The 25,352-nt window shown below is 62.4% G+C and carries 16 protein-coding genes; 6 read left to right on the forward strand and 10 right to left on the reverse strand.

Annotated elements, in window-relative coordinates:
• Positions 1 to 134 precede the first annotated feature (134 nt).
• Positions 135 to 452, forward strand: coding sequence for a hypothetical protein (locus BT108_RS02735; protein WP_143142368.1), 318 nt, complete (start codon positions 135 to 137; stop codon positions 450 to 452).
• A gap of 1,021 nt (positions 453 to 1,473) precedes the next feature.
• Here the strand turns inward: BT108_RS02735 and BT108_RS13755 are convergent.
• The 7 genes from BT108_RS13755 to azu all read right to left on the reverse strand — a co-directional run bounded on the left by BT108_RS13755 (position 1,474) and on the right by azu (position 11,543).
• Positions 1,474 to 1,791, reverse strand: a complete 318-nt coding sequence (locus tag BT108_RS13755) for a hypothetical protein (protein ID WP_177257234.1) — start codon at positions 1,789 to 1,791, stop codon at positions 1,474 to 1,476.
• Positions 1,792 to 1,818: 27 nt separating this feature from the next.
• On the reverse strand, positions 1,819 to 2,445 hold the full coding sequence (locus BT108_RS02745; protein WP_072293141.1) for a response regulator: 627 nt from the start codon (positions 2,443 to 2,445) through the stop codon (positions 1,819 to 1,821).
• Positions 2,442 to 3,560, reverse strand: coding sequence for a sensor histidine kinase (locus BT108_RS02750; RefSeq protein WP_255369584.1), 1,119 nt, complete (start codon positions 3,558 to 3,560; stop codon positions 2,442 to 2,444). The genes BT108_RS02745 and BT108_RS02750 overlap by 4 nt, the downstream gene beginning before the upstream one ends.
• Before the next feature lie 188 nt (positions 3,561 to 3,748).
• Entirely contained in the window at positions 3,749 to 7,783 is a 4,035-nt protein-coding gene (locus BT108_RS02755) for a translocation/assembly module TamB domain-containing protein (RefSeq protein WP_072293031.1), read from the reverse strand.
• 37 nt (positions 7,784 to 7,820) lie between these two features.
• Positions 7,821 to 9,533, reverse strand: coding sequence for an autotransporter assembly complex protein TamA (locus BT108_RS02760; RefSeq protein WP_072293032.1), 1,713 nt, complete (start codon positions 9,531 to 9,533; stop codon positions 7,821 to 7,823).
• Positions 9,534 to 9,768: 235 nt separating this feature from the next.
• Positions 9,769 to 10,518, reverse strand: a complete 750-nt coding sequence (locus BT108_RS02765; protein ID WP_072293033.1) for an MlaA family lipoprotein — start codon at positions 10,516 to 10,518, stop codon at positions 9,769 to 9,771.
• A gap of 578 nt (positions 10,519 to 11,096) precedes the next feature.
• A complete protein-coding gene (azu, locus tag BT108_RS02770) occupies positions 11,097 to 11,543 on the reverse strand; it encodes an azurin (protein WP_072293034.1) in 447 nt (148 codons plus the stop codon).
• Positions 11,544 to 12,126: 583 nt separating this feature from the next.
• Here azu and BT108_RS02775 point away from each other — a divergent pair.
• Positions 12,127 to 12,654, forward strand: a complete 528-nt coding sequence (locus tag BT108_RS02775; protein WP_072293035.1) for a DUF4142 domain-containing protein — start codon at positions 12,127 to 12,129, stop codon at positions 12,652 to 12,654.
• 376 nt (positions 12,655 to 13,030) lie between these two features.
• Positions 13,031 to 15,628 (forward strand): putative bifunctional diguanylate cyclase/phosphodiesterase, encoded by a 2,598-nt coding sequence (locus BT108_RS02780; protein ID WP_072293036.1) that lies wholly within the window; start codon positions 13,031 to 13,033, stop codon positions 15,626 to 15,628.
• Positions 15,629 to 15,892: 264 nt separating this feature from the next.
• On the opposite strand, the gene BT108_RS13450 is transcribed toward BT108_RS02780, so the two are convergent.
• Complete coding sequence (locus BT108_RS13450; RefSeq protein WP_218184800.1) at positions 15,893 to 16,123, reverse strand: hypothetical protein; 231 nt, start codon at positions 16,121 to 16,123, stop codon at positions 15,893 to 15,895.
• A gap of 85 nt (positions 16,124 to 16,208) precedes the next feature.
• Between BT108_RS13450 and BT108_RS02785 the strand changes: the two genes are divergently transcribed.
• From BT108_RS02785 to BT108_RS02795, 3 genes are all read left to right on the forward strand, one after another.
• Positions 16,209 to 19,664, forward strand: a complete 3,456-nt coding sequence (locus BT108_RS02785; RefSeq protein WP_072293037.1) for a bifunctional diguanylate cyclase/phosphodiesterase — start codon at positions 16,209 to 16,211, stop codon at positions 19,662 to 19,664.
• A 167-nt stretch (positions 19,665 to 19,831) separates the two neighbouring features.
• The gene (locus tag BT108_RS02790; RefSeq protein ID WP_072293038.1) at positions 19,832 to 20,353 is read left to right on the forward strand and encodes a helix-turn-helix domain-containing protein; all 522 of its coding nucleotides are present in this window, start codon (positions 19,832 to 19,834) and stop codon (positions 20,351 to 20,353) included.
• A 102-nt stretch (positions 20,354 to 20,455) separates the two neighbouring features.
• Positions 20,456 to 20,887: an OsmC family protein gene (locus tag BT108_RS02795; protein WP_072293039.1), complete on the forward strand. Its 432-nt coding sequence runs from the start codon at positions 20,456 to 20,458 to the stop codon at positions 20,885 to 20,887.
• A gap of 299 nt (positions 20,888 to 21,186) precedes the next feature.
• On the opposite strand, the gene BT108_RS02800 is transcribed toward BT108_RS02795, so the two are convergent.
• Together BT108_RS02800 and BT108_RS02805 are read right to left on the reverse strand one after the other, a co-directional pair.
• The gene (locus BT108_RS02800; RefSeq protein ID WP_072293040.1) at positions 21,187 to 22,977 is read right to left on the reverse strand and encodes a sirohydrochlorin chelatase; all 1,791 of its coding nucleotides are present in this window, start codon (positions 22,975 to 22,977) and stop codon (positions 21,187 to 21,189) included.
• Positions 22,978 to 23,069: 92 nt separating this feature from the next.
• Positions 23,070 to 25,349 carry a TonB-dependent hemoglobin/transferrin/lactoferrin family receptor gene (locus tag BT108_RS02805; protein WP_072293041.1) on the reverse strand — a complete coding sequence of 760 codons (2,280 nt, stop codon included), beginning with the start codon at positions 25,347 to 25,349 and terminating at the stop codon, positions 23,070 to 23,072.
• Positions 25,350 to 25,352: the final 3 nt, after the last annotated feature.

The following is a 25,352-nucleotide window of genomic DNA, read 5'->3' on the forward strand; positions in this document are numbered from 1 at the left end:
TCGCATCCGTCCGGGCTTCATGACGGAATAATTGATTCCGAGCGGCGTGTCCGTGTGATAGCGCACTGTGCCGTAAGAAGAAAATGACTATTATACGTGCAGCAATCTTGATGGATCAATTCAGGGAGACGATCATGAAATCACTTTCGGTTTTGTCTGCACGAGCTTGGGGATGGATGGGGGTGCTGGCCCTCGCGGGGACCGTGCAGGCGCAGGACTACCCCATCGGCACCCCGCCTGTGCAGACCGATGAATACACGATCCAGGAGCAAGGATCCTCGCCCCGTGGAGCCGGCCCCGGCATACCCGAGGAGGAACTGGGTCAGGATCGTCGCGAAAATGCCCGGGATAATGAACTCGGGCGCCACCGGAATGAAAGCAAGGAGCGCGACACCCGGAACGATACGACGAAACCGCACGATAATCCTTCCCAACCCAAGGGCGGATACTGAAGCCACGGTTTTCTCCGATGGCAGAGTGCTGCGCAAGTCGGTTCGAACGCGGGATACGCCAGGGCCGGTCAACACTCGTTTCACGCTCGCAACGGTGACCGATTTCAACTGCAACAGAAAATGTTGACAGGCCCTGGCTGGTTCCCGGTTCTTGTCATCGCATCATCTTCGAATATCGCTTGACATTCCAGAATAATCCACATTCGTCACAAAAAATGAGCAATGGCGAATCGAAACCCGCATGGATTCGATATGAAATGATAAGCACATGTTTAAATTGATATAATCATAACGTTCAAAAAATGGGCAAATAACGAAATTTCAATGTGACAAGCCGACTTACTCTCCCTACCCATAGCTTATCCACATATTTATCCACAGCTAGTGTGAACAACCGAACGTTTAGGCGACTCCGATTTTCCCCTCCGCATCCGTGGGCGAAAGACCCACCCCTATCCAGCGGTTTCTTGATTCTCTTGCCTGCGCGGAACCAAAGGTTCTCCCGGACGGACTAATCCTTATATGCCGCCGCCGGACCGGTGAGGCGGCGTCGTATCCATCTTGGTGAAGACGTCGGGGCCGGGTACGTCTGTATACAAGGACGCGGTGGCATATCGCAGCAAGTTGGTATCGGGACATGGCCTGCTGGATGAAGTTCGAGCCGTATGGCACGGGGGTGCTGAACTTTCCGGTGTTCTTTACGCTTCGAATTGGAGGAAACAGTGGAGAAACACGACCAGGATGATGCACTTGCAACCCCTCCCGGCCCCTTGATCGACCACGGCGCGGAAATTTTCATCAAGAAGATGTTCAGGCATTCCCAATCCAGAGTGTGGCGGCGCGAACCCGTTGCCTTCCGGACGGAAGATGGGAAGGACGAAAGAATCCAGGGACATATCGGGATACGGCCGGCCGAAACCTGAAGGATACGCCGATATGGACAAGGCGCTCCGCGCGAGTGGCGGATCCGGCTGCGACCCAGTTTGCGTTCACTAGGAGAAACGACATGACGCGATGCGATCTATCCCGGCACGAAGGCCATGCGCATGCACATGGACCGGGCTGCGGCCACACCGGCGTGCTCCACCACGGACATGTGGACTATCTGCACGACGGCCACCTGCACCACCCGCACAGGGATCACGTCGATGAACATATACTCGAGATAAGCGCCGTCAACCCGGATGCATGCACCTCCGGGCATCCCTGCGGCGGTCATGTGTCCACGCACGCTCATGGCCCCGGCTGCGGCCATGAGTCCGTCCCGCACGGGGATCATGTCGATTATCTCGTCGCCGGCCATCTGCACCACCCTCATGGTGGGCACTGCGACGACCATGGCCCCCTGCAGCTAGCCTGACGCCGCTCAGACGAGGCCTTTCTCGATGGCATAGCGGGTAAGCTCCGCGTTGTTCTTGAGCCTCATCTTCTCCAGCAGGCGTGCGCGATAGACGCTGACGGTCTTGACGGACAGCCTCATCTCCTCGGCTACGGTGGTCAGGTTCTTGCCCGAGGCGATCAGACACAGGGTCTGGTACTCGCGTTCGGACAGCATCTCATGGGGAGAGCGCTCGTGGTCGACGCCAAGGCTGTCGGCGATCGCCTCCGCCAGGGTCGACGTGAGGTATTTGCGTCCCCGCATCACCTGCCGGATCGCCGTCATCAGCTCATCGGGAGCGCTGTGCTTGGTGAGATACCCCGATGCGCCCGCCTTCAACGCCCGGATCGCATACAGGCCTTCGTCATGCATGCTGAACATCAGCACCGGGGTCTTGGGGCATTCTTTCTTGATCTGCTTCAGGATATCGATGCCGTTTCTGTCCGGCAGGGAAATGTCCAGGATCACCACGCTCCACGAGCCCTCGCGAATCTGCCGGATTGCATCCGAGCCGGAGTGCGCCTCCCCGATCGCGGCAGCCTCGCTGCTTTCCAGCAGGATCTGTCGCAATCCCTGGCGGACGATGGCGTGATCGTCCACGATCAGGATATTCATGATCTCTGCCGCAGCGACGATCGCGACCGGCCGCACGTACCGGGAAGCGGCATCGACAGGCGCACCGTGGTGCCCTTTCCCGGCGCTCCCTCCACGACCAGTTCGCCGTCGAGCAGCCCGGCGCGTTCCACCATCCCGCGTATGCCGAAGGAATCAGGTTTCTCGCGTCCTGTCGGCGTGATGCCGCATCCATCGTCGCGCACTTCCAGCACCAGCTCTGGCTGAGCGGATCCCGGCGGCTCCACCTGGTTCAACCGTACCGATACGTGCGAGGCATGCGCGTGCTTGGCGATGTTGGTCAGGGCTTCCTGCAGGATGCGGAAGACGGAGACCATCGCATCCTGGTCCAGCTCGATATCCTGGTCGCCACAACGGACGTCGCAGGCAATACCCAGTCGCCTGCTGAACTCCCTGGCTTCCCATTCGATCGCCGCGACGATGCCGAAGTCCATGATGCCCGGGCGCAGGTCTCGCGATATGCGCCGTATCGAATCGATCGTGCGATTGATCAACTGCTCCACGGTACGAAGCTTTTCCAGCAGCAGCATGTCGTCATCGGCGATGTGGCGGGTGAGCCAATCCAGGTCGATCTTGATCGCGGTAAGATTGCCTCCGAGGTCGTCGTGGATTTCGCGGGCGATGCGGATGCGTTCATGCTCTCTCGCCGCAATGACGTGCAGCGAAACCTCCCGCAGGCGATCGTGGGATTGCCTGAGCCGGGTTTCCCGCTGCCTGCTCTGGGTGACATTGACGAGGATTCCCTCCCATATCACGCCCACGCCCGGTTCCCTGCGCGGACTGGCCCGCAGGCTTACCCACTTCACGTCATGGAACGCCTCGATCCTCAGGCGTCCCTCCCAGCTCCAGGTACTCAGATGGATCGCCGACTGGCTGCGGGAGCGCCGCAGCGACTCCTGGTCTTCCTCCAGCACGAGGCTCATGAACAGACCCGGATTCGCCTGCAGGGTTTCGGCGGGAATGCCGAGCAGATTGAAGCACTGGTCGCTGACGAAGGGTATGCGATCCTGATCATCCTCGCTCCTCACATATTGGAACACCATGCCAGGGGCGTTGGCGACGATCTCCAGCGGCTGCAATCCCTCTTCTCCGCTCAAGGCTGGGCTCCTCGGGCTGCTCCCTCCGGAACGCCCTTGCTTTCCCTCCCGATCGATATCCGTACGCGCATCCGATCTCTCATCCTTGCATCAACTCCGGTGGAACCGATACCTCCCGCCACGAATGACGGAGCCGCCATCCCTGGCCTGCGCATCGATAGATATCTAATTATTAAATAATAATTCCCTCAGTCGAAGCGCAGAGTGTAGAGCACATCTATCGCGTTGTCGATACCCGCCCGGGTAACGATCGTGATCCTCGGCGTCAGGCTGTAGGTAAGCTTGGTGATCCCTGCTGCCGCAGTCAGCGCCTGTTCGTAGCTGATATAGGCACGGCTCGACAGGCGCTTGCCGACGGTGCCGATCTGACCGGCAAGCACATCCCCTCCGAGGGGTTGCGCCTGCCGTATGGAGATGTCATCCACGCCCAGTACCTGCGCGATCTTTTCCGTGACCCCGCCGGACTGGCTGCCGAGGATGGCATTGGCGGCGGTCAGCAGCAATGATGCATCGGCCTTTCCTTCCGGGGGGCGCCCCAGGGTGATCCAGGAAAGCTTTTCCAGGTCGGAGACAGCGGGGGTGGATACCAGCCGGACCACGGGCTGGCGCACGCTGCCGGTCACCTCGACACCGGCCTCCACCGGCAGCCCCTTGCGCACTGCCAGTACGTTCAGGCCCGGATCGTTCATCGCGCCCTGAAAATTCACGATGCCGCGCTCCACTGCCAGACGCTGCCCATAGGCCTCGAAACTGGCGTTGCGCGCAGTGATCGTACCGGTGGTCCGCAACGACTGGCCGGGTTCTCCACTGACGTGCAGCCGGCCGTCCAGCCGCCCCTCCAGGCCCGATGCCCGTATATAGAATTGCCTTCCAAGATCGAGTTCCACACCCAGCCTGATACGCAGCGCCTTTCGTTCGGAGACTTCCCGCCCTGTCACGACGACGTCTTCCGCCAGTTGCGGGCGGCCACCCTGCGGCTGCGCGATCAGCCCGGCATCCGCCACGAGATTCCCGTCCAGGGTCAGGGCATTCCTGTCGAAACGGGCCCGCCCTTTTCCCGACAGGATGACCCATCGATCCGGCCGCTGCGAAACGGGAAGGCGCACCAGCGCGAATTCCAGATTGCCGTAGTCATCCCTGAAGTTCAGGGTGCCGGATGCCTGAAGGCTGCCGGGGCCGTCCGGCAGCGCCATCTCCCCCGAGATGCGGTCATCGGACGGACGGCTCCGTGGCGACGCCTCGCCAAATCCGCCGTATTCCCCCAGGAAAGCGGTAATTCCCGAAAACCGTGAAGTTGCCGTCTCAGCCGGCATGCCCGCGCCTCTGAGCAGGCGATCGGCCGGAGGCGGCGCATGCGGGGCGGCAAAACTCAGGACATCCATGTGTAGCGCCTCATCATCGAAGCGTGCCGCCAATCTGCCCTGCTCGAGCCGCACGCCCTGGTCCAGGAGTGCGAGGACCAGCCCATCGCCCTGAATCCGCCCTTTCAGCCGTGGCCTCCCCACGGTCCCCACCACATCCGCCTCCAGCAGGATACGCCCGCCACTTCTCAGATTGATGTCGACGAGCGGCCCCAGCCAGGAGGCATCCTCCATCTCCAGCGACAGCTGGCCATCGACAGGCGCGCCAGGCGGCAATACCCCATCGGCGCTCCCCTCCGCGGCCGAGCCCAGCGGCGCGGAAACTCGGGCGCGCATGGCGCCCAACTGCTCGCCCTGCACATCGAGCTGTGCGGTGACGCGTCCCTCCCCGGCGCGGGCGGAAAGCTGCAGGACCTGCAAGCCGAGGTGGCGGGAAGACGCACTTCCGGGAAGCACCCAGTCCCCCTGCTCGCGCCCGACCTTGAGGCTGCCCACCAGCTGGGCCGCCGATGTCAGGCTCCAGTCTCCGCCCAGATGCAACGCAGGGCCAGTTCCCTCCTCATCCGTCACAACCAGGTCGGCCAGGCGCAGACGCATACCGCTGAACATGCCGCGGCTGACCCAACGCCCAGGTTCCCACGCTGTCTCGACGAGCTTCAGGCTGCCCCCGGCCACGGCGAATTCCGCCGCCCCGAGCGTGGCGCGCCGCTCCCCGATCTCCAGGGGGACGCTGCGCACCAGGCGCAACGGCAATCCACTCTCCACGCTGAGCTCCACGAGCGTCCCCGTCCATGCCGCAGGCTTTTCCGGCGGTTGCATCCCGCCCTCGGCCCGCAGGTTCAGGCGGCGGCCTTCCTGACGCACGATTGCCTGCAGCCGGTGCCGCGCCCGGCTGCCGTCTACGGTGAGGCGCAGCTCCTGGAGCCGGGTTCCCGTTGTTGTTGCATAGTCGGCTGCAGCCGCTTCCAGCGCCACAACATCCCCCTGCAGCCTGCCATCGGCCTGGAAATGCCGCAAGCGATGGCAGCCTGGAAAAACCAGCGTGTTCCCCTGCGCGCTGAAGACCACGTCCGGCCATACCCGCTCGCCCCCCGCAACCCGCCCTTTCAGGCTGGCGGCCACCGTCAGGGAACCGCCCAGTCCATATCCGATCTGCTCCAGCATGGGGGCCGTCAACGCCAATTGCAGGCGCTCGCCCTTGCGGCCCAGCTCTCCCTGCGCAGACAGGTGGTTGACGCCCACCCGGAGATCCACCTTCCCCGAAGCCTGCGCCGCCGCAAGGGTCTCGCCAGAAAATCCGATCCTTCCCTCCCCTCGCACAGGCTGCCCGGCCACCCAATTGCCGCGCACGTCGAAGCGCATCGTGCCGGACAGCCGCGGCACCCGCTCGCCTCGCAATTCGAGTGTCGCGTCGAGACGGGTGGGTGGTACCCGCGCAAATGCCGACAGATCGAACTGCCGCAGTCCGCCCTCGAACGCAAAGGATTGGCGCCCATCGAGCTCCAGCACGCCGTGGCCGGTCAGTGTCGACGCGCCATGACCGAGTCGCAGACTGCTCAGCGCCAGCGTATCGCCCGTCCTTTCCGCCATGAGGTCGATCCCCAGCGCCTGGTCCCGAAGCGCCAGCGATGCCCGCTGGGCATGAGCATCCCCTTCCAGCCTCATGACCCCGCTCAGGCGGGCCGCATGCAGACGGCTATCCAGGGTGGCGGGGTCGATCCGGTCGAGCGCCAAGTCTGCCAGGGCCTGATCGACGCCTCGCAGCCACGCCACGTCCCCGGAGATCCGGCCTCCCCCTTCAAAGGCGAGCACCAGTTCCCCCAGCCGCAGCGATTCCCCGGACAGCATGATGCGGGCGCGCATCCGTTGCAGCGGGAAGCCGCCGCGATCGAGCGGAGCCGCAGCCCGATTCTCCATCGTCATTCCACCTTCCAGCTGTCCGGGATGCGTCTCGTGCACATCGGCCTGGACTGCGAGGCTGGCGGCCGGCGCTCCCGGCCAGATCGCCCGCGGATCGAGATGACTGACCGACAACTGCAAGGCTGCGATCGGATGCGTTGCATATGGGCGCAACCTCGCCCTGCCGGCGGCGGCGAGATCCGTGTTCCGCTCCTCCATCTTCCAGTCGACGTCGAGTTGCTCCAGGCTGCCGGTAAAGTGGGCCATAAGCTGGATGTCGGGCGGCTGGGGCAAATGAGAAAACATCGTGCCCGGGCTGCCCCCCCCGAACCCGGCACGGACGTCCAGCGCAAATGGCAGGGTACCCTGCAGTTCCCCGGATGCGGTCAGATTGCCTGATCCGATTCGGGCATCCAGACTGAATCGATGCCCGCGACCGTCGCTTGCAAGGACGGCCGCAAGGTCCATGGCCTCGAAATCCACCACGGCGGCCTCGGCCTGAAGCATGCGCAGCCTGCCGATGGCAAGCTGGCGCACCGACAGCGCCAGCGGGAATTCCAGGCTGGAGGGCAGGGATGCCGCGGTGGAAGTGACAGGCGCAGCGATTTCAACGTCGCCCGCCGTGAGCGCGATGATCTCCAATCGCCCGTCCAACAGCGCATCCGCCTCCCAATCCAGGCGCACATCCCGCGCAACGATGCGCGTGTCCCCGCTCGCGAGGTATACGCTGCGCGCAGCGAGCGGGCCGGACAGGGTACCCTCCAATCCATCGAATCTCACGCCGCCGCCGGTCGCGATGGACAGGATCGCACCCAGCAGCACGAGCCCGGGGGCAGTAAGGAACAGCCAGGCCAGGATTCCGGGGAGCAGCACGATGAGCCATGCGGCCGATCCCCACCGCCGCTTCCCCGGCCGGGAGGATGGCGCGTCGCGCGGCACCTCTCCTGGATCAACAGGTATCATGGCAGCACATCATGGACGGCGGCGGAATGCGGCATGGTCAGAATGCCACTGCGATCGAGAAATGCAGCCGCAGCTTGCCGTCGCGATGACCACGCGCGAGGTCCAGCGCGAGCGGCCCCACCGGACTGCGCCAGCGAACCCCGCCGCCGTAGCCGACGACCGGATCGAGGTGGCGTACGCCGTCGGCGGCATCCCCGGCATCGACGAATACCGCCGCGCCCCAGCCGGGTGTGATCCAATGGTTGTACTCCACGGTGCCCGTCGCCATCGCCGTTGCTCCCACCACCGCGCTCCCCTCCCTCACTCCCAGGCTCTGAAAGGCGTAGCCTCGCACGGACTGGATGCCCCCCGCGCGAAACAGGTACTCCTGGGGAATGCCGAAGCGGGATCCGGCGAAAGTGTAGCCGGCCTCGGCGCGCAGGAACAGCACGTGCCGCGAACCCACCGGATGCCAGTACTGGTGGCGAAAGTAGGTACGCAAAAAACTCTGGTCTGACAGAACGTGCCTGCTGCCGCCGCCGACGCGTACCTCCACCATGCTGCCATCGCGCGGGAACAGAGGATCGTCCACCGAGCGGTAGCGCAGCTGTCCATCCAGAACCAGCGTCTCGTTGGTCTGTTGCAGGCCTCCCTTTGGATCCCGGTCTTCCCGTTGCCAGTTGACTCCGATCCGTGTTTCGGTATTTCCCAGGCGCTGATTCCGGTTCAGCACCACCTTCTCGCGCAGGGTCACAAGGTCCTGGATGGAGGTTCGGTCGACGATTGCGCCCAGGGAATACCACCTGCCTTCCCGGTTCACGACACCATCGACCGACACCGACAGCGATTGCCGCTTCTGCTCCAGTCGCAGGAGGCTGCCCAGTCGCAGCGCCCTGCCCAGGAAGTTGTGATTCGCATAGCTGGCTTCGCCACGCACACCGGTATTGGAACTGTAGCCCCCACCCAGCGAGACGCGCTGCGATTGCGCTTCCGAGAGCGCCACCTCGACCGGGACAGCCTGGTGCGCCGCTACGTCCGGTTCCACGCTGACCAGTGCCGAGCCGAACTGGATCAGGTTCTGAAGCCGCGCCTGGAAAGCCTGCAGCTGGTCACGGCGGTAAGGATCCCCAGCCTGGAAGGGAACCAGATTGTGTATCAGCTTCTGATCGTAGCGATCCAGACCCTTGATCACCACGGGCCCGTACCGAAAGGCTGGGCCCGAATCCACGGCGACCGACAGGCGCACGCGCGCCGACACGGGATCCACCTCTGCCCGGCTCTCGTCGATGACGGCGGCGACGTAGTCATCCCGCGACACGCTCGAGATCAATGCCGCCTTGGCCTCTTCCCAGGCCCCCGAGCGAAAGGGGCTGCCGACCCCCAGGGACCATGCCGTTCGAAGGCTTTCGATGCGTGCGCGCCGCTCGGGTGTGTCGATGGCGAGATCTCCCTTGAAATCAATGCGCACTTCGGCGACCAGGGTGCGCACGCCCGGCTCGATCGTCAGCACCGGCACGGCGCCCGGCGCTGCATGGAGTGACAGGGACGGAGTGAAATAGCCTTCCGTCGCCAGAAGTTCGCCCATCTCCTGGCGTGCGCGGCGCATCAGCGCGGCACGGGCGATATCATCCGCGATCGGCTCCACGGGCAGCTGAAAATGGGTTTCGAGCAGGCCTTGCAAGGGTGGCGGTGCGGAAATGATGACGGATGGCCCGTCGCCGGTTTCCGATCGATGCGGCATCGATGAGTCGGCGGCGCTGCCGCCCGGCATGCCACCTGCAAATATCAGAAGGAGCGGGAAAACCGCTCGCGAGATTCGTCGAACGATCAACTGGCCGGCGAAGGAGGGGGAGAAAGGGAATACATACCGGCAAACCCTATCGACGCACCGCTCGGGATGCATTCCCGGGAAGCGATCCGGAGCGCCCGGACTTGCGTGCTACCCACCTTCCCCGGATTCGCCGAGACGGAAACTCCCGTTCTACCTGTTGCGATCCATCCGCCCTTCAGTGCGTCCCCTCGTCCGGAGAAGCGTCGTACATGTCCGGGTCCTCGTAGGCCTCGGGGGGCGGGTTGCCATCGTATATCAGATGCTTGCGCTGCTGCAGATAGGCATCACGCACGAACAGATAGGGCTCCACCGCCGCATCATCGCGCAGGCGCATGGGCCCCGACAGTCGGGCACGCTTGTCGACGGCACCGAGAATCGTGAGCGGGACCGTGACAGGTGCGCTGATCATGTAGATTCCGGCGTAAAACAACCCGTTCGTCACCACGCTGAGCGGGATGTCGGGCACATCGCGATTGCTGCTCGGCCCCAGCAGGGGAATGAAGTAGTAGGTCTTGGCATCGACGCCCCAGACTCCCAGCGTCTGTCCGAAATCCTCGTCATGCTGGACCAGACCCATGGGCGTGGCCATGTCGAACAATCCTGCCAATCCGATGGTCGAGTTGACCGTGAAACGCAGCGTATCCTGGAAACCCTGGCGTACCTTGCCTTGCAGAAAGCTGTTGAGAATCACGTTGGGATACGCGAGGTTGTCGTAGAAATTCCCGATGATGCGCTGCAGACGCTCGGGAACGTTCTCGCTGTAGGCATCCGCAACAGGCGCCACGATTTTCCGGTCGATCGTATCCGTGAAGGTGTAGGACTTGCGATTGATGTCCTCATAGGGATCGATCTGATCCGTGTGCGCATTGCCATCATGGGGCTGCGTCGTCGCGCAGCCACCCAGTGATACCGCACACCATAGCATCACGGCAATCGCCGGATGGCCATCTCTCATGATCTGTAGGCAAATAGAGGAAAGGCGGAAAGCAAGGGATCGCCGTGCCCGCACAGGGTCATTATAAACGATCGGCGGGAGCGGAACACCACGAACATGGAATCGCCGCTTTCAGGCTTCCTGGCACACCTGTAAAGTTTTACAGCTACACACGGCGTTGACTTCACGATACAATCACTTCCGAAACTGGGAAATCGTTTTCATTCCCTTTTTCATCTCCCTCTTGACAACCCGCCTCGCGCGGGTTCTTTTTTGCCCATGGGAAACGCCGGCACGCCAATTTCATGACGCATTATCCCTCGCAAGCTCCGCATGACTCTGTGCGATGGAATACACAAGCTATGCGACCCCGTGCCTCGATCTCCGGGATCGGTGGCCCGTCGATTTTCAGGGTGGCCAGAAAAATGGGAGGGATCCGAAAAGAATCGCGGGATGCGCGTGAAGCGGAACGCGCGCGAACAGCCCGATGAGGCGGGTGAGCGAAACGGTCAGCGGGAAATAATGGCCGGTTTACCGGGCCTCCCGCACGGAAGCCCGGTGGAGGAGCGCTACTTGACCTGCAGCGTACCCTTCATGATGGCCGAATGACCGGGGAACGAACAGATGAACGTGTAGCCTTCGCCCGCCTTCAGCTTGCCTACATCAACCGTCGCCGTATCGCTCTCACCGCCGCCGATGATCTTGGTATGTGCAATCACGCGCGCGTCGCCGGACTTGACGTATTGATTGTTCAGTCCCGCGGTGATCCCGTCCTTGATCACGCCCTGAATATCCGCGGTCTTGGCAAGCACCCAGTTGTGGCCCATCGACGTCTTCGGCATCTTGCCGACATGCTTCAGCTTCACCACGAACTGGCTGCAGCTTTGCGGCACGTCGATACTGCTCTTGTTGAACTTCATCGCATCATTGCTCTCGACTTCGATTTCGCAAGCCGCCAGCGCCGGTCCCGCCAGCATCGTCAATACCATCAGTCCCGCGAATTTACACTTTTTCATGCTCTTTCTCCTTTTATATAAAAGACAGATTCATGCCAACAACCCCTTGCAGCGATGAAATTTTTTCCCATGACCGCCCGGAGGGTCGAGACGCCCGATGCAATGGAGTCCCGTCCACCATGGTCGCCGCACGACCGGACTGCCATCCGAACCCGGTCTCATGCTCGCTCACGGTAAGCCGACTGGTACTTCTTTTTCGTAGCGAATTCCCGCTCCTGTCATGACCTGCGATTCGATAGTAGTGATTCCTATTTCCATAGTCAAGCCGGATATCCGGCTTCCATGAGCACGGCCTCCGACCCACCCCCTCCATATCCCGCATGATCGAAGCATACTTCCCGTATCGAATAACCATTATTGAAATAATGACTTGCCTCCAAAAATAGGGTGGCGAATCGAATTAACGTGTACCATGACAGGGGTACGAATCCTGAGAGGGCATCCGTTTCCGGCCGGCCGATCCTGCAGGCCTTGCGCCTTCGCCGTGTGCAGCCGGAGGAAAACGAGGTCCGGACGGGCGTACCATTTCCGGATGAGATACACCTTCTCATCCTTCGATCGACCTTTCCATCGAGGAGGAATCATGAAGCATCCTACGCTCATATTTGCGGTTGCTCTGGCCGTTCCCATGCTTGTGGTATCCACGGCCCAGGCAACCGCTCCCAACGACGCACAAATCGCCGCCATCGTCGTGGTTGCCAACCAGGTCGACGTCGACGCCGGCAAGCTGGCGGAAACCAAGGCGTCCAACGCGGACGTCAAGGCCTTTGCTCAACGCATGGCGTCGGATCATACCGGCGTGAACAAACAGGCAACGGAACTGGTGACCCGGCTCAAGGTCACCCCGGAGAACAATCCAACCAGCGAAAGCTTGAAAGCGGATGGAGACAAGAACATCGAACGCCTGAAAAAACTGAGCGGGGCGGAATTCGACAAAGCGTACATCGACCACGAGATCGCCTACCATGAGCAGGTACTCGACGCGGTCGACAAGACCCTCATCCCCAATGCCAGGAACGAGGAACTGAAGGCCCTGCTCGTCAGCGTACGGCCGGCGTTCATCTCTCACGCGGAATACGCGAGACAGGTAAGATCGCTGCTCGGAAAATAAAACCCTGCCAGACGATCATTGCTCGTCCCCCTGCTTCGGCAGGGGGTTTTCGACGCGTCGCTGGAAACCGCCTTGCCGTGAAGCGATTTCATCATCATACTCCCCTCCCAAGCAGGCAGGGCCTCTGCCCGCCATCCCGGATGCCATTCACGTGCCGTGTCACAAACAGCGGAGTTCGGTTACAACTGGGATTCCATATGGAGTACAATCCGATGTAAACACCTTGTTGAATCCATGACAAAAAGGAGATGTTGACCGCTTCCGTCCCCCTCCATGTCCTCGGGCCGTCCTGCAACCAGGAACGGACCATGCAGCGAAGGGGGTTTCCGTCGCCGAAACCAGGGATTTTCGCGTCAAAGATTTCGAAAGGGAGGTCATGAGAATCAGCTTTTTCTCCAAGCTCTTCACTGCAGCCCTGTTGCTGCTCTTCTGCGTCATCGGCGTCATCGTGTACCGGGCCTTCGATATCCATGGAGATATCGATGCCGCCGAGCAACACCGCTATCGCTCCCTGCTGCTCGCCAACGAGCTGCTCCAGAGCTCGGAAGAGCTCACCCGCATGGTGCGCCTCTACGCGCTCACCGGCAACCCGGCCCATAAGCGCCACTATTTCGAGATACTGGGCATTCGCGAGGGAACCCGTCCACGCCCCGGCCATTACTCCGGAACCTACTGGTACCTCAAGAATGCCGCAGCGAAACCCGCCGCCGAACCGAAGGAAGCCATCTCCCTGATGGACATGATGCGCAAAGAAGGCCTGGATGAGCAGGAAATCGCGCTGATGCAGAAGGCCTTGGAGAACTCCGAGAAGCTGACGAAGCTGGAAAAACGGGTGATCGCAACCCTGGGCGAACTGTACGGAGATCGTCACCATGATTCCGTCATCCGCCATACACCCGAGATGAGCGTCACCATCGACCTGCTCTTCAACGATCAATACATGGCCGACAAAACCGCCATCATGGTGCCGATCCAGGAATTCATGGAGCGGCTGGATGCGCGCACCCGCATGCGGGTCGCCGAAGAGCTGACGCGCCTGCATCGCCAAATCCTGTGGATCATGGGACTGGTCCTCACCACGATACTGATCCTGATGGCGGCAATGCTTTATATGCGCCGCACCATACTCAAGCCGCTCGTCCAGCTGCACCACTACGCCGCACAGCTCATGCAGGGCGACTACACGGCCCGATGTACGATCGCAACGCGAAACGAACTGGCCGAGCTCGGCGATACGCTCAATTCCATGGCATCGTCCATCGAGCGGGACATCGTCACCCGCAGGGCGACGGAGGAATCCATGCGCCAGGCCACGCTCATATTCGGAAACAGCAGCGAGGCGATGATGGTGACCGATCCGGACCATGCCATCATCAGCGTGAACCCGGCCTTCACCACGATCACCGGCTATACCCGGGAGGAGGTGCTGGGGAAGAATCCCGACCTGCTGGCCAGCGGCTGCCATGACGAGTCGTTTTTCCAGGCGATGCAGCTATCGCTCGAAACCAGCGGCCACTGGGAGGGCGAGGTGACAAGCCGGCGCAAGAATGGGGAAATCTACTCGGAATGGCGCAAGATCAATGCCACCCACGACGAAGATGGTTCGGTGCACCGGTGGATCACGCTGTTCTCGGACATCACGATGAAGAAGAAATCCGAGGAGCTGATATGGAAGCAGGCCAACTTCGACGCCGTCACCAGCCTGCCCAATCGCTACATGTTCTATCACCGCCTGGAGGAAGAAATCAAGAAGGCGCGGCGGGCGGGCAGCTCGATCGCACTGATCCTGCTCGACCTGGACCACTTCAAGGAGATCAACGACGCCTATGGGCATGACGTCGGCGACCTGCTGCTCAAGGAAGCGGCGGTGCGCCTAGGCGGCTGCATACGCGGGGTCGACACGGTGGCACGGCTGGGAGGCGACGAGTTCTCGGTCATCCTGGGTGGACTGCACAACACCATCAGCATCAATCGGGTCGTAAGGAATATCCTGCATGCGATGGCGGAACCCTTCCAGCTCGGGGATAAGATCATCTACGTATCGGCCAGCGTGGGCGTCACATTCTATCCGCAGGATGCGGATACCATCGGGGTACTGGTAAGCAACGGCGACCAGGCCATGTACGCCGCCAAGAGCCAGGGACGCAACTGCGTCAGCTACTACACCCGCGCCCTGCATGAAACCGCCCAAGCCCGCATGCGGCTGGCCAGCGACCTCCGGGATGCATTGGCCGGAGACCAGCTGCAGCTGTACTACCAACCCATCTTCGACCTGGAAACCGGCAGGATTCGCAAGGCGGAAGCCTTGCTGCGCTGGTACCATCCGGATCTGGGCATGATCAATCCGGTGGACTTCATCCCCATCGCCGAGGAAACCCGAATGATCGTCGACATCGGCGATTGGGTGTATCGGACGGCGCTCCAGCAGGTCAAGCGCTGGCACACGGCATACGATCCGGATTTTCAGGTGAGCATCAACACGTCTCCGGTACAGTACCGCAGGGACGTCGACATTCACAAGACATGGCTCAAATTCCTGCAGGAACTGAAGCTGCCCGGACACAGCGTCGTGATAGAGATCACCGAAGGCCTGCTGATGGACGCGAGTACGGCCGTGACTTCGAAACTGCAGGCCTTCAGGGATGCCGGCATGTGGATCTCCATGGACGGCTTCGGCACCGGCTACTCGTCCCTCGGCTATCTCAAGAAATTCAATATCGACTATCTCAAGATCGACCAATCCTTCGTACAGAACCTGACCTTCGATTCCAGCGACCAGGCACTATGCGAGGCGATCATCGTCATGGCGCACAAACTCGGCATCAAGGTGATCGCGGAGGGCATCGAATCGAAGGAGCAGTGCAGCCTGCTGGCGGCTTCCGAGTGCGATTACGGCCAGGGCAATCTGTTTTCGCGGCCCCTGTCGGTGGAGGAATTCGAAGGAATGATGCGCAAATGGTATGGACGTGAGTAGATGCGGCTCCATTCCGCTTGCGGAACCGAAACCCGGAAAGGCATGGAGCATCCGGCTGCCCGAAAGATCGTCGACAATTCCTTGCAGGCCAGGTTGAATCCGCTCGCCAGTCGCGGGTCAGCGCGGGCAGGCACCGCAACTCCGGGTTCGATGCCGCGGCCTGCGCGGGAATTTATTTAAACAATATGTTTACATTAGTAAACATATTGTTTAACATATGGCGAGCGACGCTTGAAGTATGCCCGCACAGCAGGGCTTGCATGGTCATCCAGCCATGGTGCAGGAATCGCCACCGCCACGGAAGGTGATCGGCAGCACCACCATGCGGGTGCGCTCACCGATGGCCGGCCTGGAAAACGTACCCATCCGGCCCTGCCGGTATGGAATCGAACATTCTCTCCAGGCAGGTCCGTCACGCCACATATACTGTACTGAAATTTCACTGCCCATGAATTGACCACCCTCCTCGATCCAATCGGAGACCAGCATCGACACCCATAAAAGCCGGCCGCTCGTCCTAGGACTGTCATCACGGCACCTCGTCGCCCTCCTGACGGGTATCGCTTTCCTGATCCTGACCGTGACGGGCTGGTCGATCGTGCGGGATCTGCAGGAACGCAACGCCCACATCCGGTTCGACAATCGCGTGGCGGACGCCACGTCGCGCATCCAGACCCGGCTGTCAGGCTATGAGCGTGTACTGACAGGCGCCTTGGCGCATCTGCTAGCCTCCGATTCCGTCACGCGGGAAGAGTGGCGCCGCTACGTGGACACCCTGCAGATGGATGCCAACCATCCTGAACTGCTCGGCATCGGGTTCACGAAGCGCATCCTGCCGGAAGACCTGGCCGCCCACATTGCCGACGTCCGCGCCGAGGGCTTTCCCACATACCGGGTGTGGCCGGAGGGCTCCCGCGAAGAATACACTTCCATCGTCTACCTGGAGCCCCTTCCGGGAAAGAACCTGCGCGCGCTGGGATACGACATGTTCTCGCATCCGGTGCGCCGTGCGGCGATGTCGCGCGCACGCGATACCGCGAAGACGATACTTTCCGGCAAGGTCAGGCTGGTCCAGGAAAGCGGGGCGGACAGCCAGGCGGGCGTGCTCCTGTACATGCCGTATTATCATGGCCACCTCGATCCGGGGACGGTCGACGCCAGGCGCGTGTCGCTCGTGGGCTACGTGTACGCGCCGTTCAGGATGGACGATTTCATCCGGACCACCCTGCACGCCGAGCTCGAGGAGCTCGACCTGATCATCTCCGACACCGATGCCGCGCCACAGGACGCGCTGCTGTTCGACAGCGCCGCGCATCATCCGGCGCAGGCCCCCGCGCCCAGGTTCAGGAAGACCCTGACTCTGCCGGTCTACGGCCGCCAGTGGACGATCGAAGCCGCCTCGCGGCCTCCGTTCGAGCAGGCCGTTGCCAGCCAGGAGCCCCTGCTGGTGCTGCTCGGGGGCATCCTGGTAAGCGGTCTGACGGCCGTCGTCTTCTTCATGCTGGCAGTCAACCGCGAAAAGGTCGACGCCATCCGGGAGGCCAACCGGGAACTGCTCGCCGCCATCGAGGACCAGCGCATCGCCACTGCCGAGCTGTCGAGCTCCAGGCAGCGCACCCAGAGAATACTGGAGAGCATCACCGACGCATTCTTCACGCTGGACCGCGACTGGTCGTTCACCTACTTCAACCGGGAAGCCGAAAGGCTGCTGCAACGGGAGCGGGGCGCACTGCTTGGAAAAAGCATCTGCGTGGAATTTGCGGGGGATGCGGAAGGCCATCTCAGCGACAAATTCCAGAAGGCCTTCCATGAGAACGTCTCCGTGGCTTTCGAAGACTTCTATCCGCCGCTCGCCCGGTGGCTGGAGGTGCACATCTATCCTTCCGAGGAAGGACTGGCCGTCTATTTCCGCGACATCACCGAGCGCAAGCGCTCCGAGGCGGAGCGCGAAAAGCTGTACCAGGAGAAATCGCTGCTGCTGGAATCCACCGGCAAGGGCATCTACGGCGTCGATCTCGAAGGCCGCTGCACCTTCATCAACAGCGCGGCGGCGCGCATGCTCGGCTATTCGGTGGCGGAGATACTCGGCCAGCACATGCATACGCTGACGCACAGCCACTATGCCAGCAGCCTGATCCACGAAGGCGAGCAGCCCTCCGCCTTCCGGGAATTCCATGCCGAATGGCCCAGCCACATGGATGACGACACCTTCTGGAGAAAGGATGGAACACGCCTGCCGGTGGAGTTCACCTCGCACCCCATCCTGGAGAAGGGCACGACGACCGGCACCGTCGTCATCTTTTCGGACATCACGCAGCGCAAGGACGCGGAACTGGCACGCCGCGAGGCCGAGGCACGCATCCGCGAGCAGGCCTCCCTGCTCGACAAGGCCAGGGATGCGATCATCGTGCGCGGCACCGACCACCGCATCCAGTTCTGGAACCAGGGAGCGGAACGCCTCTACGGTTGGACCTCGGAGGAGGCGCTGGGCCAGTCCATCAAGACCCTGCTGTACGATGATTCCAGGACTTTCGAGGAAGCCATGAACCTGCTGCTGCGCGACGATGAATGGCGTGGCGAACTGGTGCAGCATCGCAAGAACGGCACGACTCTGACCACAGAGTGCCACTGGACCCTGGTGCGCAACGAACGAGGGCAGCCGCAATCGATCCTGACCATCAATACGGACATCACCCAGCGCAAGATGGCGGAGCAGGAAATCCATCAGCTCGCCTTCTATGATCCGCTGACCCAGCTGCCGAACCGGCAGCTCCTGCTGGACCGCCTGCGGCAGGCCATCAAGGCAAGCTCGCGCACCCACAGTCTCGGCGCGCTGCTGCTCATCGACCTGGACCACTTCAAGGCGCTCAACGACATGCTGGGCCATGACATGGGGGACCAGCTGCTGCGCCAGGTCGCTCCGCGCCTGATCGCCTCGGTACGCGAAAACGACACCGTGGCGCGCCTGGGGGGAGACGAGTTCGTGGTCATCCTGGCCAGCGAACTGGGACCCACCACCGAGGCGCCTGCCCAGATCAGGGTGGTATGCGAGCGCACCCTCGCCGCATTCGACGAGCCGTTCCATCTGGACGCCTACGAGCATCATGCCACGCCCAGCATCGGCGTGGCGCTGTTCGGCGATCGCGCCACCACGCTGGACGAGCTCCTCAAGCAGGCGGATCTCGCGATGTACCAGGCCAAGGCGGCGGGCCGCAATACGCTGCGCTTCTTCGACGCATCGATGCAGGAAAGCGTGAACGTACGCATGACTCTCGAATCCGATCTGCGCAAGGGACTGAAAAAGGGAGAATTCGTCCTCTACTACCAGCCCCAGGTGGATGGCCGCGGACAGGTGATGGGCGTCGAGGCCCTGGTACGCTGGCGGCATGCCCGACGCGGCCTGCTGGTACCGTCGGAATTCATTCCCCACGCGGAGGAGACCGGTCTGATCTATCCGCTCGGCCGCTGGATACTGGAAACCGCCTGCCTGCAGCTGTCGACCTGGGCCGCGCGGCCCGAGACCGCGCGTCTCAACGTCGCGATCAACGTCAGCTCCCGCCAGTTCCGCCACCCCGACTTCGTGGAACAGGTGTTCTCCACGCTCGATCACACCGGTGCCAATCCGCAGAGACTCAGGCTGGAGTTCACCGAGGCCCTGCTCGCGAGCAACGTGGAGGACGTTCTCGCGAAGATGTCCAGGCTGCAGACGCGAGGCGTGGAATTCGCCCTGGACGACTTCGGCACCGGTTCCTCCTCGCTCTACTCGCTGAATCGCCTGCCGCTGGGCTGGCTGAAGATCGACCGCTCCTTCATCCGGGATGCGCTCACCGATCCCAGGAATGCGACGATCGTCCAGACCATCCTGGTGCTGGCGAAGAGCATGGGGCTGTCCGTCATGGCGGAAGGCGTGGAAACCAGTGCGCAGCGGAACTACCTCGCGGAACGGGGCTGCGACGCCTACCAGGGATATCTCTTCAGCCATCCGTTGACGTTCGAGCAGTTCGAAGCGTTTTATCTGACCAGGATCATCGCCTGACATGCGTGTGCCGATCCATCCGCCGCAGGACACCTCGAATCTCGCTTTGTTTTTTATTCTCCCTACTTGTGATAAATTGTCGACAACAGTGCGCCATGGCCTGCCCGGATGAATCCCGAACCAGGAAACAGAATCGTCCCATCTCTCCCATGACTCGATCCGCCGCAATGAAGGACAGCTATGCACGCCTGCTCAAGGCGGCCCGGGAGCTCAAGGGAGCCAGGAACGAGGCTGCTGTCGCGGTGCTGCTCGACGTCTCCAAGCAGGCGCTGCACAACTGGAAGAGCCGGGGCGTGCCGCGAAAGAACCTGGTGGAGATCGAAGCCCGGATCGGCGCCTACCCGACGTGGATCGCCACCGGCGAAGGCCGCATGAGCACGGGCCTGCAGGCGGATCAGCCGGGTGATCCGTTCATCCAGGAAGTCGTGAGCGCGATGCGCTCCATGTCGTCGGAGGACATGCGCCTCATGGCCGAGTTGTGCCGGAAAATCAGCCGGAAGGAACGCCATCTCGCCAAGACGGAGAGCATGCATGTCCCTCGCGGCCTCGCATCCCACCCCACCCATCATGCCGCCGCGTCCCCCTATTGGGCGGATCGCAGGGTGATCGAGCGCAGGCAGGCCGACAACCCGAACTGGCAGGGCGTCAAGGACAGGAGGCGGTACGAAGGCAGCCTGACGCACCGCTGACCGTCCTCGGCCCGCCCGGCACAGTCATCCGGGTCGCGGCTCCGCATCGGAGGGGCACGCGGGATGCATCTTTTTTCCTTTCTTCAGATACGAGGAGGAGCCATGGCAACGAAAAAAGCGTGGGCAGTATGGCAAGGCGGAATCAAGGACGGCAGCGGTACGATTTCCACTGAAACGGGCGTGCTGCGGGAAGCGCCCTACGGCTTCGCATCGCGGTTCGAGGGTGGCCCAGGCACCAACCCGGAAGAACTGATCGGTGCGGCGCATGCCGGCTGTTTCTCGATGGCCTTCTCGCTGTTTCTCGGCGAGGCGGGGCTGGTCCCGGAGAAAATCGAAACGCACGCCGCGGTAACGCTCAGCAAGACCGCCGAAGGGTTCGAGATCACCGCGATCCACCTCGACGTGACTGCAAGGATCCCGGGGGTGGACCCGGCACAGTTCGACGAGATCGCCAACAAGGCCAAGACGGGATGTCCCGTCTCCCGGCTGTTCAAGGCGAACATCACGCTGGACGCAAGGCTGGAAACCGCATAGCCTCAGGCAGCATGCGCCTCGACGGGCGAAGAAGGGTGCAGGGTGGAATGGCGTGGAGCGAATCGGCAGGGATGGGATGGGTGCTGGAAATCCGTGCTGCCTTTCCCGCCAACCTTCGATGACCCGGAGAAAAACCCGGCACAGGCGGGTTTGCCCGTGCCGGGTCGCTTCACCCTACTGCCACCCTATTACCATCCCATCGGAGAAGAAGGAAAGCTTGAACCTTTCCCGCCTCGTATCCTACACTTTCCGGAAACGCTGTCCATTGGACTGAAGTACAACCCGGAACGTACGCGCCGTCACCTCAGCCATCCCTCCAGATAGGACGCCCGCTCCTTCTCCGACTGGGCCACTCCGGCTTGGCGGGCACTGTCGAGGCGCGCCAGGCCGGCCTGGATGTTTTCATCCACCCACCGCACGAACAGGGGGTGCGGCGCGAATCCACTGCCCAGGTCATACTCCAGCCCTGAAAGAAACTGCTTCTCGGGTCCTTCTCCGGTGGTGCGTGCCGGGATGACGATCGCCCTGCCGCCACGGCTTCCGGCCTCCGTCACCATGCCGCGGATTTTCTCGATCCACGACGCGCGCTTGTCGGGCCAATCCTCGCGCCAGGTCGCCACCCTGATCGCGTGGAATTTGTCGCCGCCCGCCTTGCGCATATGGCCCGCGATCTCCTCCAGCAGCCTGTTCCACATCTCGTTCACGTGATCGCTGCCGGAACCGTGCGCCACCAGGATGACGGTATCGCGCGCGGGATTCCTGGACAGCGCCTGCGCCCGGTCCAGCAGCGCCGCGGCAAACAGCGGGCTGGCGCCGACCCCGCCCACCGTCTGCACCGGCAGCGCGGTGCGGATGCGCGGCGCGGGATGCGTCGGCGCACCGCCGCCGTGCCCATGCATGAACCCGCCGTAGCCGGAACCGCCGGACGCGTCGCCTTCCTCGATATCCAGCCCCACCATGCGCTCGATATCCTTGCGGAAGCTGCTTTCCATGCCGTACACGCGCACGATGACGGCCGCCTTGGCGCCCCGCTGCTCCAGCCGCCGCAGTGCCCGTTCCACCGTCACCGGATCCGCCATGGAGAATGCAAACTCGATCTTGTAGCGCTGCGCCAGCGGCTCGACCGCCTCGCGCATGGTCTCGTTCCAGTTGAAATCCGATCCATGCGCCAGCAGCACGACGCCCACGTCCTCGGCGGCGTAAGGCCGGCTCCGGTGGGCCTCGCGCTGCAGCCAGACGGAGAGCCCGCTTGCCGGCGAGGAACGGTCGCCCTCCGCCAGGATATCGGCCCCGGCCGGCAGCAGCCACTTGAGCTTGCTGTCGAAGGACATCATGCTGTCGAGCTTGGGACCCAGATGAAACGGCACCACGATCGACTTCCCGGCCGCGCCACCCTCCTCCGCGGCAGCGGTCAGTTCCTTCTGCAGCCGGGATGCGCGCACCTCGATGTCGTCCTCTTCGGTCTTGTCGTGCCCAACCAGCACACGGGTCGACGCAAAGCCGAATCCGGCCGCGGCCTTGTCCGCGATGCGCGCCAGATCCGCCTTGATCTTCCGTTCATTTTCATCCCCGGTCGCCCCATAGCCGATCACCACCACGCGGGCCTCCTTGGGCGCCTGGATGCCGCGGAACCGGTCCGCCAGATCTTCCACCGCAAAATAGCTTTCGCCGTAGGGACGCGCGTACACCAGCGGCACGCCGGGTTTGTTCCGCTCCAGCAGCGCCCTGGCCAGCACGAAGCGCGGCTCGGCAGCCGAAAGGAACAGGGGCGCCACCACGATCCGCTCCGCACCGCCCTGCAGCAACGCGTCCAGGTTCTTCTTCAGGTATTTCTCGGTGCGCTCGTCCGTGACGAAGGTCAGCGCCACGTTGCGGCTCTTCGCGAAGGCCTGGAATTCGTCGATGATCTCCTCATTCCCGATGAAGCCGCGATCCGCCGCCACCACCAGGAACCCGGTGCGTTTATCCTCCTGGCCCGTCTCCTGCGCGAAACCGGGCCGGATCGATGTCCCGATCAGCGCCAGCGCCAGGGCGACCCCGAAAACGCGCCAAACGTGCGTCAATTCCCGCGTGATGTGCTGCATGCTCATGGCTCTCCTCATAGATGGTCCTTGTGATTGTATGCTACGTACGGCACCGGCGAAAGGACCGCTCGCACCGCACCCGACGTCAATCCCTCCGGCTAGAAACGATGACTGATGCTGATCGAGAAGCTGCGGCCCGGCCGGGTGTAGCGATCCGGCCCGCCCTGGGTCTCGGCCACGTGCACGTCCTGCACCGGGACGTCGGCCCAGTGCCAGTACTTCTTGTCGAACAGGTTGAATATCCCCACGTTCAGCCGGCCATTGGGGCTGAAGCGCCACTGCGCCAGCAGGTCCACCACCGAGTAGGCGGGCGGCTGGATCATGCGCGTCACCCCTCGCGACTCCTTGAGGGTCTTGCGCATCGCCGCCGTGACCAGCCCCTCGATCCTGAACGGGCCGTGCTCGTAAGCGAGCCCCAGCACGCCGGTAGGGGGATTGACCTGGATGATGGGCAGGCCGCTGTCCAGGTCGCGCCCCTTGGTCCAGGCGAAGCTGCCGCGCAGGCGGAAGCCCCAGGGCAGCCGCTGGTCCAGCCGACCCTCGAAGCCGTAGATGCGCACCCGCGGAAGGTTACCTGCCTGAAACGTGGTGAGATAGGGCCCTACATTCTGGTTGGGCCTATTCGGCACATATTGAGGATTGGAAACGCACAGCGGATTCGCGGGACAATCGAGCGTGATGAAAGGGTTGATGAAGTCCTCGTAACGATTGTCGTAGGCGGTGAACATCGCGTAACCGCGATCGGTATGGTGGCGCACCGACAGTTCCACCCCGCGCACGATCTCCGGCTTGAGATCGGGATTGGGGATTGCGACATAGCCCAGCCCGACGTTGGTGAAACCGATGTTCACGTTGTTGTAGGGCGGTGGCCGGAACCCCTGCGAGTACTGGGCAACGAAGGAGAATCCCCATCCCGCGTCGAAAATGAGGGACGCCTTGGGCGAGAAGGCATCGAACCGGACCCCAGATGAGGCAACGCCAGGATTGCGATCAATGAACAACCCATCCGGTTTGGGATCAAGGTGGTAGTTGTCGTACCGCAGGCCGGTCACCAGCGTAAGGCGATCCATCAGCAGCCAGTTGTCCTGGAAGAACAGCGCCACCTGGGTGGTGCTGGAGGGCGGAAGATCGCGTGTAGGCATGATATCGGGACCGACTTCCTTGGTGATCGATCCGTCCGAGAGCAAAAACATGCCATCACGCATCTGCCGGGTGTCGGTGCGGAAGGCTTCCGCCCCCCATATGAGGGTGTGCGCGCCCAAGAGCTCGAAGATGGACTCGGTCTGCAGCCGTGTACCGGTCAGGATCTGCTCGAAGAAGAATTCACGCTCGGTTAATGTTTTTTTGAGGCTGCCGCGATACATCTGACGCCCCTCATCGAAAAAAAGCTGGCCTGTACGGCTGACCTGCCGGTAGAACTTGAGGTCGATCGTCCCCAGCCGGCTGCCAGACAGGCGTTGGTCCAATGAAAAGCGCCCGCGCCGGTAGGTGTCCGTCGCATCGACGGCAATCCTGCCGGTACCTCCTCCTCGCGGGAAGGACATGTAGTCCGTATCGATGACCCGCTCGAAGCCCTCCGCGGCCAGCGTGGCGCGGTAGCCGGGAAACGGCGTGAACACCAGCTTGGCCAGGCCGTTGAGGGTATTGACGTCCTGTGGGTTGGGCTTGGTGCGCTCGAAGCCGAAGCCCCCCACGTCGCCCTTGTTGGCGAATTCCTGCCCGCGACGCTGCACCCCGCGCAGCATCAGCTTGACGAGATCGTTGCCCACCGCCAGCGTGCCGATCAACCCCAGGGAACGGTCCACGCCCTGGTAGATGGCCTCGGGACTCACAGCGAACGAACGTCCCCGCAGAAAATCCTCCGGCTCGGGCGAGCGGAACGAGACCACCCCGCCTATGCCTTCAGAGCCCTGCAGGGCGGAGCCGGCGCCGCGCTGGATGTCGACTCCCGATAGCATGCCGACGTCGACCATGTTGCGCCCGGCGCTTGAGTACCCACCGATGGTAAAGCTGTCTGCCTGGCGGATGCCATCCATCTGTATGAGGATCCGGTTCTCGTCCAGGCCGCGGATGTTGATGCTGCCCAGGCCGAAGCGCGAGCCGTTGTTGCTCACCGAGATGCCCGGCTCGTAGCGGATGACGTCCTTGATGGAGGTGGCGACCATTTCCTGGATCTCCTCCACCGAGATGACGTTGAGGGTGACCGGTGCGCGGCTCGGATCCTTCTCGACCTTGGGCGCAGTCACCGATATCGTGCGCAGCACGTTGCCGCCAGGCTCGCCCTCCTTCGCGTCGGCGAGCAGAATCCTTTCGGATGTGTTTTCGGGAGCGCTTCCAGACGTGTTTTCAGGCAGAGCCCCTGCCTCCCCCGAACCCATGGG

The organism is Nitrosovibrio sp. Nv17 (assembly GCF_900119085.1).
In the GTDB taxonomy this organism is placed as follows: domain Bacteria; phylum Pseudomonadota; class Gammaproteobacteria; order Burkholderiales; family Nitrosomonadaceae; genus Nitrosospira.